Source organism: Malikia spinosa (genome assembly GCF_002980625.1).
Taxonomy (GTDB): domain Bacteria; phylum Pseudomonadota; class Gammaproteobacteria; order Burkholderiales; family Burkholderiaceae_C; genus Malikia; species Malikia spinosa.
This window is the reverse complement of record NZ_PVLR01000079.1, coordinates 1-838: the sequence shown is the minus strand read 5'-3', so window position 1 is coordinate 838 and position 838 is coordinate 1. Positions and strand designations below refer to the sequence as shown.

Below are 838 nucleotides of genomic sequence, written 5' to 3'. Positions count from 1 at the left end.
TAGGGCGTGTCATCAATCAACAAGGTTGGACTTGAAGCCTGCGGGAGAGAACCCAGATGAAGGCGCATGACCAGAAGATATGCGTTGCGCGACGATCAGTGGGTGCGCATCAAGGATTTGCTACCCGGGCGTGCCGGCCAGCCCGGAGCACAGGCCCGGGACAACCGCTTGTTCGTCGACGCAGTGCTCTATCGCTATCGGGCCGGGATCCCCTGGCGCGATCTGCCGGCGCGTTTCGGGGACTTCCGGGTGGTACACCTGCGCCACAGCCGCTGGAGCCAGAGCGGCGTCTGGCAACGTGTCTTCGAAGCCCTAGCATTGGATGCCGACAACGAATACGCCATGATCGACTCCACCATCGTGCGAGCCCACCAGCACAGTGCTGGGGCAAAAGGGGGGCGCCACAAGCTATCGGGCGCAGTCGAGGCGGCATGAGCACCAAGATTCACGCGACGGTTGACGCGCTGGGCAATCCCACTGGGTTTCATCTCACGCCGGGGCAGGCGCACGACCTCGAAGGGGCCGATGTGCTCCTGGTCGATACGGCGGCAGAAACGGTGATTGCCGACAAGGGCTATGACGCACAAGCTCGCGTGGTCGAGCCGCTGCTGGCCCAAGGCAAAGACGTCATCATTCCATCACGCAGCACCAAGAAGGTGGCTCGGGACTACGACCAGTATCTTTACCAAGCCCGCCATCTGATCGAGAACTTCTTTGCCAAGCTCAAGCAGTACAGGGCCATCGCCACGCGTTACGACAAGACGGCTCGCAACTTCTTGGGCGCCATCCATCTGGCAGCGACTGTCGTATGGCTCGCCTGATTGATGACACGCCCTAG

General features: G+C 61.5%; 1 protein-coding gene. It reads left to right on the top strand.

The window, feature by feature from the left end; genetic code table 11:
• Positions 1-66: 66 nt before the first annotated feature.
• Positions 67-821 (top strand): IS5 family transposase gene (locus C6P61_RS17245; protein ID WP_425319771.1). Its coding sequence is split into 2 segments (ribosomal slippage): positions 67-388 and positions 388-821, totalling 756 coding nucleotides; the frame shifts between segments, so codons are not numbered across the junction.
• Positions 822-838: the final 17 nt, after the last annotated feature.